Origin of the sequence: Streptomyces hokutonensis, assembly GCF_042751305.1 — a bacterium.
In the GTDB taxonomy this organism is placed as follows: Bacteria; Actinomycetota; Actinomycetes; order Streptomycetales; family Streptomycetaceae; genus Streptomyces; species Streptomyces hokutonensis_A.
In genome coordinates this window covers 44,371-52,482 of record NZ_JBHYWD010000024.1, presented here as the reverse complement: position 1 = coordinate 52,482, position 8,112 = coordinate 44,371, and the positions used below count along the sequence as shown (strand labels likewise).

Sequence of the window (8,112 nt, the reverse complement as noted above, 5' to 3'; positions counted from 1 at the left end):
GTTGTTTATTACAACCGCCCCCCCCACCCCCACCCCGCGCGCGACCGGGCCCCCCCGCCCGCCGGGGGGCCCCCGGCGCCGCGCTGATGAGGTGACTGCGACAAGGCCGAACCGGTTCTGGAACTGGACAACGCGCCGGCCCCATACGTGTGTCCGGGGCCGGCTGCCGCCATCGGTGCGGTGTCCCTTTGCCTGCTGGTCGATCACTTCGCCTGGGCGAGCCATACCGCGTCGGGGCCGGCCGGGAAGCGCAGCTGGCCGGTCGTGTCGTGCACGGCACGCCACACCGTCTGGGCGACGTCGCTCTCCTTGGTGAACAGGTCCTGACCCGTGAAGGCGTCCATGGTCTTCTTCGCCCACGGTGCGTAGGGCGCCGGGACCAGCTCGTCCACCGGGGTGCCGTTCGTCGCGTTGGCGGCGAAGTTCGTCGTCAGGCAGGCACCCGGCTCGACCGTCTTCGCCTGCACGCCGAAGGGCGCGAGTTCGAGCGAGAGGGATGCGGTGAATCCCTCGATGGCCATCTTGCTCGCCTTGTAGACGGCCGAGAGGGGCATGTGGCCCAGCACCACACTGGAGGTCACGTTGACCACCACGCCGGAGCCCCGCTCACGGAACTCGGGGAGCACGGCCTGCGTTGTTGCCATCACGCCGAACGTGTTGGTCTCGAAGACCTCCCGCACCCGGGTCATGGGGGTGCCCTCGAACACGCCGATCGACGGGACGCCCGCGTTGTTGACCAGGACGTCGATGGGCCCGGCTGCCTCGAACGCGGCAGTGATGCTCTCGGGCCTGGTCACGTCGAGCTCGACGACGCGCAACCGGTCCGACTCGGGCAGGACACCTGCACGCGGTGTGCGCATGGTGGCGATGACGTTCCACCCCTGCGAGTGGAAGTAGAGGGCGGTCGCCCGTCCGTATCCGGATGAGGCACCAGTGATCAGAACTGTCTTCATGCTGTGATCCTCGCGATGTGATGGGATCCGCGACGAGCAGGCATTTTCCTACCCAGCGGAAGAACTACTGATCCCAGTAAATCGCTCTGAGCTGGAAAGATAGTAGAAGCATCCTCCTCCGAACTTGCATGATCCTCCTCCGATCTTCCGGCTCCACTCAGGGAAGGATGCCCACGGGGGTGCGCGCGGTGTTCCGCAGGCGGACCGCGTCCCGGCTCGGGGGCTCACCGAACTGGCGGCGGTACTCGCGGCTGAACTGCGACGGGTTGTCGTAGCCGACGCGTTGCCCGACCCCCGTGACATCTCCGGGGTGGGTGGCCAGCAGCAGCCGGGCCTCCTGGAGGCGGATTTGTTTCTGGAACTGGATGGGACTCATCGCGGTCACCGCATGGAAGTTGCGGTAGAAGGCGGAGACGCTCATGCCGGACAGCCGCGCCACGTCCTCGACCCGGAAGGGCTGCGCGTAGTGCTCGCGGATCCAGCGCACGGCCCGGGAGACATGGCTGAGGCCGCTGTCGGCCAGGCCGAGTTGGCGAACCGTCGCCCCCTGCTCACCGGTGATCAGCCGCCACAGGATCTCGCGCTTGGCCAGCGGGGCCAGTACCGCCCGGTCGCGGGGCTGGTCGAGCAGGCGCAGCAGCCGGACAACCGTGTCGAGCAGGGCGGGCGGGGCGTCACTGACGGCGATCCCCGACGGCGTGCCTCCGCCGGTGCGGGAAAGGTCGCCGGGACCTGCCTGCAGCAGGAGTTCGGCGACGGCGGACGCTTCCAGGGTGAGGCCGAAGCCAAGGGCCGGCTGTTCGGGATCGGCCTGGGTGAACTGCCCGATGACGGGCAGGTCGACGGATGCGACGAGGTACTGCCCGGGCCCGTACTCGTAGACCCTGTCGCCCAGCGCGAGGCGTTTGGCGCCCTGGGCGATGACGGCGAGCACCGTGCCGGACGTGGAGGGCGCCGGCGGATCCGGCCGGTCGACCTTCGAGATCAGGACGCCGTCGATGGCGGTGGTCCAGTCGGGCCGGGCATGCCGGTCCAGCAGGGTTCGGAACTCTTCCAGGGACATGCGTCCATTGCAGCACTTCGCCGCCACCCAGCTCCCGAAATCGCGAGGATCGTGCAAGTGCTCGCGAGCATCGTTCTAACGTTTCAGCAGGTCAGAGGCATTGAATGGGATCACCTCACTCCATCACGCAAGGAGAAGCTCATGCTTGCCAACTACGGCTTCAACGCCACCCTGACCGCCAGGCCCGGGATGGGCAGCCGATTGGTCGACCTGCTGCTGACCGGCCTGGACGCGGGCAGCCCCGGCGCGAGCGAACACTGCGTCGTCTACCTCGTCTCCCGATCCGCGTCCGACCCCGACGTCATCCACGTCACGGAGGGCTGGACCAGCGAGGAGGACCACCACCGGATCTTCGCCGGTGAGGCCGCTCAGGCAATCGTGGCGCAGATCACCGGGCTGCTGGCCAAGGAGTCCGAGTACACCGACTACGTCCCGGTCCTCGGCAGGACCGCCTTCTGAGCCCCTGGACCGACCTGTCCACCCATCACCCGTCACCTGCCCGGACGCCCCCGTTGTCGTCCGCCCGGCACCACACCGCGAAAGGCCCACGCCATGACCCCTGCGCGTCCCGCTCTGGACCCCGAACTGCGCGAGCTGTTGACCGGCATGCCCCTCATGTCCCAGCTCACCCCGGAAGTTCTCGCGCACCTGCGACAGCTCCCCTCCGCGCCCGTCGACCCGCTCCTGGCACACCGGAACGTCCACCGGCGCGAGGTCGAGGTGGCGGCCAAGGACGGTGCCCGGATCCGCCTGTCGGTCTTCAGCCCCGCGAACACCGATCCCATCACGGCCGCCCCCTGCGTCTACTGGATCCACGGCGGTGGGATGGTCATGGGCGACCGCTTCTCGCAGATCGACATCCCGCTGGAATGGCTCGACGAGTTCGGCGCGGTCGTGGTCTCCGTGGACTACCGGCTCGCACCGGAGGCCACCGGCACCACCCTCGTCGACGACTGCTACCAAGGTCTGCTCTGGACCGCCGAACACTCCGAAGAGCTGGGCATCGACCCCACCCGGATCATCGTCGCCGGGGCCAGCGCCGGCGGCGGTCTCGCTGCCGGCCTCACGCTGATGGCCCGCGACCTCGGCGCCCCGACGATTGCCGCGCAGGTGCTGATCTGCCCCATGCTCGACCACCGCAACACCACCACATCCAGCCGCCAGTTCACCGGCGTGCCCGGTGTCTGGACCGGCGAGATGAACGAGTTCGGCTGGCAGGCCGTTCTCGGCGATCTCCCCGCCGACGAGGTGTCCGCCTACGTCTCGCCCGCCCGGGCCGAAGACCTCTCGGGCCTGCCGACCACCTACATCGACGCCGGTTCCGCCGAAGTGTTTCGTGACGAGGACACCGACTACGCCACCCGCATCTGGGCGGCCGGCGGCCAGGCCGAACTCCACGTCTGGGCAGGCGGCTTCCACGGCTTCGACGCTCTGTACCCGCAGGCGGACATCTCGGTCGCAGCCCGCCGAACCCGCACCGACTGGCTCGCCCGACTCCTGTACCCGAACGGTTCCGCGGAACGCACTCGACCCACCCACGCCGATGGCCGCAGAGGAGAGACGCAGTCGGTGTGACCTACCGAACTCACACTCCACCCGTCCCTCGTCGGCCTGCGACACGCGCCATGCGCCAGGCCCTGGCCCGGAAGGACGGGCCAGATCTCTGACCTGCGGTAGGGCACCAGCCCGTCAAGGGCGACGCCGCTGTCCCGCGCGACGCGAACAGACAGGCCGGCGCCACGTGCCACGTCGGCCCTGTCCCGTCAGCCGCCGTTCTGTGTGGCCGTCTTGGAGTAGTTGTCCTGCCAGGCTGCCTTGGCGCCCGAGTCGCCGATCCGGTAGACGTCCACCACGGCGCCGACCGCGACGGCGAGGGAAAGCACCACGACCACGACCACGCCCCGAACCAGTACCAAGGGCGACCATGAGGCCCCCGCCGCGCCGTCCGCAGCGGGGGCCGACCGGCGGGCCGTCCACCAGACGACGGCCGAGAAAACGAAGAGACCGAGAGCCCACGGAAGCAGGCCGTCGCCGAGTTCGGCGTGCCAGCGCACCAACGGATTGCTGCCGACGTGCTGCTCCAGCCACTCTCCCGCGTGGGTGGCCACCGGCACACTGGCCAGCGTCACGAGCGCGAGGATCGGCAACAGCAGGCCGAGCCGCCGGGCGCCTGCGGGCCAGGCCGCGCACACCACGAGTGCCAGGGCGCTCAGAGGTACGAGCACGATGACGAAATGCACGAACAGGACGTGCGCGGGAAGCCCGTTGACCACAGTGAGACTCATGAGAGCTTTCGCCATGGGGAGGGGTCGACCGGACGGTGGACGCCGCGGAAACCCCCGGCACCTTTTCACAGGGAACTCTCAGTTGCCTCTGAGCCTCATCAAGCTCACCGATCCCGTAGCTCCCACCGGTGGGTGAGCGTGTGTCGCGGCAGTTCCGCTCGATCGGCGACGCGTTGGCCTGGCGAGCCTCTGCGGCAAGGTATTTCGGGGAGCGACGGTCGTAGGAGCCGACGAGTTGGTCGGCCGCGTGCCGGACGAGGGTAATCGCCTGGGCAGTGTGCTTTTCGCGGGCCAGGACGTGGGCCAGCACGCGGACGCTGGAGGCGAGGACCACCAGGTCGCCGGAGCGTTCGGCCTCGGCCATCGCGCGGCCGACCGCCAGCCAGGCGTTGCCCTGGTCGTGCTGTTTGAGCGACAGGCTGCTCGAGGTCTGGTACGCGGTGGCCAGAAGCGCGGACAACGTGTCGCTGTCTCATCTCCCACCAGATCCAGCGCAGGACCGTCGATCCCGAGACCCCGGAACGGCACGAGCAGTTCGTTGTTGCGTTCGAGGTTCCGGCACCAGTCGAAGGCCCCGGTGAACGCCCGCTCGCCGCGCAGGACGAAGTCCTCCGCGTAGGCCCGAATGTCGTCCTCCGTCGGCCACGCCGGGAGAGCGGATGACTCCCGGCGTAGCAGCGCTGTTCGGGAGCGATGACCCGGTACCCGGCCGACCCCAGCGACCTTGCCCCTGTTCGCCGATGCGCAGCCGCAACCCCCTCGCATCGGCGAAGCGGTGGGTGGGCAAACCGTCCGCACGGGGCTCCCTGGTAAACGCGGGTGGTGTCACTTCTTCAGCTGGGCGTACATGGCTTCCAGGTCGGAGGACAGCTGGGACTTGACCCAGCGGGTGATGTCGTCGGCCAGCACCTCATGCGCTCCCGCCTCGATGCCGTCGAGTGCGGCCACGGCGATGTCGCGGGGGTCGGCCTTGGGCGCGTCGACGCCCGAGGTCATTTCAGTGTCCACGTAGGCCATGTGAAGTCCGGTCACCGCGATGCCGCGCGGCTGCAGCTCCAGGCGCAGGGAGTTGGTCTGCGACCACAGGGCGGCCTTGGAGGCGCCGTAGGGCGTGCCGTCGGCCAGCCAGGACAGGGCGGAGTGGGCATTGAGGATGTGGCCCCCGCCGTTGCGCTCGATGACCGGCACGAAGGCCCGGGTGACCAGCAGCGGCCCGTAGAAGTTGGTCTCCAGATCCCGGCGCACGTCCTCCATCGGGGAGTTGAGGTACGAAGCGCGGACGGAGGCGCCGGCGTTGTTGATCAGGATGGTGACGTCCTGGGCCTGCTCGGCGGCGGCTGCCACGGACGCCGGGTCAGTTGCTTCGAGCGCCAGCGGAACGGCATCGGGGTGGGTCACCGTGCGCGGGTCCCGGGCCGTGGCGTAGACCTTGCCGGCCCCGCGCACGTAGAGCTCCTCGACCAGCATCTTGCCGATGCCACGGCTGCCTCCGGTGACGAAGACGCTGGCGCCCTTGATCGCTGTCATGACTACCTCCACAAAGTTGGAAACCGATCGGTTTCACCACCGTAAACCGATCGGTTTCGTGATGCAAGTCGGGTTGAGCACCGGATGACCACGGCACGCGGGGTCGAGGTGGAGTCGGGCGAAGCTCAGGCTTCAGGGGCCGGCCGGCCTCGTGTCCAGCGGCGAAGCCCGTACTCGCCGGGCACAGGCCGGTGAAACCGCGAGTCCGACAGCAGCGATCGACGTGGCCTGGCTGGACCTCAGGCGGAGTTCAGCGGAGTGACGTGAGGGATGGCGTGCCGTTCGGCTCGGTGTCGCCGACGTGCTCGGCCGCACGCCCTTGCGAGCCTGGCCTGGGGTCGGCGACCAAGTACGGCGGCCGGGTCGGCGAGGCGCGCGACGACAGGGAAGACAGGCCCGACGACGGCCGACGACCTCTGTGGCGACGCGACCTCGCGCCGAGAGGCCCAGTCCGCGCCGGTCGCCGAGTGCCTCGACGCCGCACGCAAACGCGACCCGGTCGCTGGTGCGTCGGGAGGGAAACAGATCAGGCCGACGGGTGACGATCAATCCCACGTCTGTGGCGCGGCTCGACGGACGTAGTGCCGAGGATCACCCTGTGCGAGATGCAGTCGCCCATGTCCACGATGTGGATCTCCAGTGTTTCCTATTGGGCCGGAACCACCGGCAGGACGATGCGAGAAGGCCGGGCGGGGTCATGGAAGACCTGCTGGCGGGCCACCCGGGCCGTGGTCGCGCTCTCCTCGGGTTCGCCCGTGTTGAGGTTGCGGTCCCAGCGGGGGAAGTTGCTGGAGGTGACCTGGACCGTATCCGGTGCCCCGCCCGGAAGACGATGCTGGTCGACCACAGGTCCACGACGTGCTCGGCCGCCTCGCCCGGCGTCAACGCACGCACCCGCACGATGCCGTCGGTCACGCTGCGGGAGACACCTCTCTCATGGCCGCCGCCAGAGGATCGAGTACGACGCCCATCATCGGGGTCTGCTTGCCGTACGGCAGCCGTGCCAGCAACACCGGCCACGGCCCCGTACCACCGGGCCGGTAGACATCCGCGCGCAGCACCGTGCCGTCACGCATCTCTGCCGGAACGTCGCACTCGATCTGTATCTCCGCCATGTGCCGCTCCATTGCGTCTCTCTTCCTGCGGGGTGCTTGAGTACGGGAAGACGTCAGCCGGCCAGCTGGTTCATCTTGCGGATCTGCTGGTCGAAGACCCCGGCGGGTGCGAGGCGGCGCAGTACGCGTGCGCGTCCGGCCAGGGGCCCGGCGGTGTAGCGCAGTTTCAGCTTCGGGTCGGTCGCTGCCGCGACGATCGCCTTGGCGACGGAGGCGGGCACATCGCCGTCCCTGATCGCCTCCGCCATCACGCGGTCGACGGTCTGCCGCTGCTTCGCGTAGGCGTGCAGGGGGGGGTGTCGGGCTTCGCGTTGTCGGCCTCGAACCCGGTCCTGGTGTAGGCGGGTTCGACGTTGAGCGCCCGGATGCCGTGGTCGCGGACCTCGTGGTCCAGGGACTCGGTGTATCCCTCGATCGCGTGCTTGGAGGCGGCGTAGGCGGCCATGTAGGGCTGGGGCAGGAACCCGAGCACGGACGAGAGGTTGATGATGCGCCCGCGTCGCTGGGCGCGCATGTGCGGCAGGACCTCGTTCACCATGCGCATGACCCCGAAGACGTTGGTGTCGAAGACGGACCGGGCATGCTCGACGGAGGTTTCCTCGGCCGCACCCATCGAGCCGACGCCGGCGTTGTTGACCAGGACGTCGATCCGCCCGAACCGCTCGCTCACCTCCTGGACGGCTGCGGAGACCGAGATGTCCCTGGCCACGTCGAGCCCGAGGAACGTCACGCCGTCGAGCGGGGTGACGCGTGAGGTGTCACGGCTTGTGCCGACCACGTTGAATCCGGCTGCGACCAAGGGCGAGCGCGGTTTCCTTCCCGATGCCGGATGACGCACCTGTCACGAGTGCCACCAGCCGGTTCGTCGTCATCATGGATGCCTCACCCGACAGAAACCGATCAGTTTCCGTTCACAGTAAACCGATCGGTTTTCATGCACAAGCTCAAGCGTCGACCCGATCCGGGCCGCGCCAACGTCTGCACGCTGAGACCGATCGGACTGCGCGACCGCTGCGGCGTCTCGCCCAAGGTGGGACGGAGCGCTGTTGATGACGCGCGGCAGACAGGAGTCCGACTCATGGCGGCCGGACGCAACAAGGGCCCTGCGGGCCAGCGCCCGGTCAGGCGCCTTGCCGGCAGACGCAAACCGACCGGCGCCTGACACAATG

General features: G+C 68.8%; 9 protein-coding genes and 3 pseudogenes. 2 read left to right on the top strand and 10 right to left on the bottom strand.

Annotated features, from left to right (window positions below):
- Positions 1-203 precede the first annotated feature (203 nt).
- Both ACFXC1_RS41120 and ACFXC1_RS41115 read right to left on the bottom strand, forming a co-directional pair.
- Positions 204-953, bottom strand: coding sequence for an SDR family oxidoreductase (locus ACFXC1_RS41120; RefSeq protein ID WP_381252745.1), 750 nt, complete (start codon positions 951-953; stop codon positions 204-206).
- A gap of 157 nt (positions 954-1,110) precedes the next feature.
- The gene (locus ACFXC1_RS41115) at positions 1,111-2,016 is read right to left on the bottom strand and encodes an AraC family transcriptional regulator (protein WP_381252742.1); all 906 of its coding nucleotides are present in this window, start codon (positions 2,014-2,016) and stop codon (positions 1,111-1,113) included.
- Positions 2,017-2,157: 141 nt separating this feature from the next.
- Here ACFXC1_RS41115 and ACFXC1_RS41110 point away from each other — a divergent pair, with 141 nt between their 5' ends.
- Complete coding sequence (locus ACFXC1_RS41110) at positions 2,158-2,475, top strand: putative quinol monooxygenase (RefSeq protein WP_381252739.1); 318 nt, start codon at positions 2,158-2,160, stop codon at positions 2,473-2,475.
- 93 nt (positions 2,476-2,568) lie between these two features.
- Positions 2,569-3,591, top strand: coding sequence for an alpha/beta hydrolase (locus ACFXC1_RS41105; protein WP_381252736.1), 1,023 nt, complete (start codon positions 2,569-2,571; stop codon positions 3,589-3,591).
- 188 nt (positions 3,592-3,779) lie between these two features.
- Here the strand turns inward: ACFXC1_RS41105 and ACFXC1_RS41100 are convergent, their stop codons facing one another.
- The 8 genes and pseudogenes from ACFXC1_RS41100 to ACFXC1_RS41065 form a co-directional block, all read right to left on the bottom strand.
- The gene (locus ACFXC1_RS41100; RefSeq protein WP_381252734.1) at positions 3,780-4,301 is read right to left on the bottom strand and encodes a DUF2231 domain-containing protein; all 522 of its coding nucleotides are present in this window, start codon (positions 4,299-4,301) and stop codon (positions 3,780-3,782) included.
- 190 nt (positions 4,302-4,491) lie between these two features.
- Positions 4,492-4,758, bottom strand: a pseudogene (locus ACFXC1_RS41095) (heavy metal transporter CzcB); the annotation flags it as partial.
- Positions 4,759-5,126: 368 nt separating this feature from the next.
- Positions 5,127-5,828, bottom strand: coding sequence for an SDR family oxidoreductase (locus ACFXC1_RS41090; protein ID WP_351907020.1), 702 nt, complete (start codon positions 5,826-5,828; stop codon positions 5,127-5,129).
- Positions 5,829-6,474: 646 nt separating this feature from the next.
- The gene (locus tag ACFXC1_RS41085) at positions 6,475-6,675 is read right to left on the bottom strand and encodes a hypothetical protein (protein WP_381252979.1); all 201 of its coding nucleotides are present in this window, start codon (positions 6,673-6,675) and stop codon (positions 6,475-6,477) included.
- Positions 6,676-6,692: 17 nt separating this feature from the next.
- Positions 6,693-6,761, bottom strand: a pseudogene (locus tag ACFXC1_RS41080) (hypothetical protein); the annotation flags it as partial.
- Complete coding sequence (locus ACFXC1_RS41075; RefSeq protein ID WP_381252971.1) at positions 6,740-6,904, bottom strand: CocE/NonD family hydrolase; 165 nt, start codon at positions 6,902-6,904, stop codon at positions 6,740-6,742. The gene ACFXC1_RS41075 and the pseudogene ACFXC1_RS41080, both read right to left, overlap by 22 nt.
- Before the next feature lie 92 nt (positions 6,905-6,996).
- Positions 6,997-7,815, bottom strand: a pseudogene (locus ACFXC1_RS41070) (oxidoreductase).
- Between the two features lie 72 nt (positions 7,816-7,887).
- The gene (locus ACFXC1_RS41065; RefSeq protein WP_381252968.1) at positions 7,888-8,010 is read right to left on the bottom strand and encodes a hypothetical protein; all 123 of its coding nucleotides are present in this window, start codon (positions 8,008-8,010) and stop codon (positions 7,888-7,890) included.
- Positions 8,011-8,112: the final 102 nt, after the last annotated feature.

Bases quoted from the DNA above. Each gene is read 5' to 3' on its own strand.
- ACFXC1_RS41100 (WP_381252734.1), bottom strand. From the start codon at position 4,301: ATGAGTCTCACTGTGGTCAACGGGCTTCCCGCGCACGTCCTGTTCGTG.
- ACFXC1_RS41115 (WP_381252742.1), bottom strand. From the start codon at position 2,016: ATGTCCCTGGAAGAGTTCCGAACCCTGCTGGACCGGCATGCCCGGCCC.
- ACFXC1_RS41090 (WP_351907020.1), bottom strand. From the start codon at position 5,828: ATGACAGCGATCAAGGGCGCCAGCGTCTTCGTCACCGGAGGCAGCCGT.
- ACFXC1_RS41105 (WP_381252736.1), top strand. From the start codon at position 2,569: ATGACCCCTGCGCGTCCCGCTCTGGACCCCGAACTGCGCGAGCTGTTG.
- ACFXC1_RS41120 (WP_381252745.1), bottom strand. From the start codon at position 953: ATGAAGACAGTTCTGATCACTGGTGCCTCATCCGGATACGGACGGGCG.
- ACFXC1_RS41075 (WP_381252971.1), bottom strand. From the start codon at position 6,904: ATGCGTGACGGCACGGTGCTGCGCGCGGATGTCTACCGGCCCGGTGGT.
- ACFXC1_RS41110 (WP_381252739.1), top strand. From the start codon at position 2,158: ATGCTTGCCAACTACGGCTTCAACGCCACCCTGACCGCCAGGCCCGGG.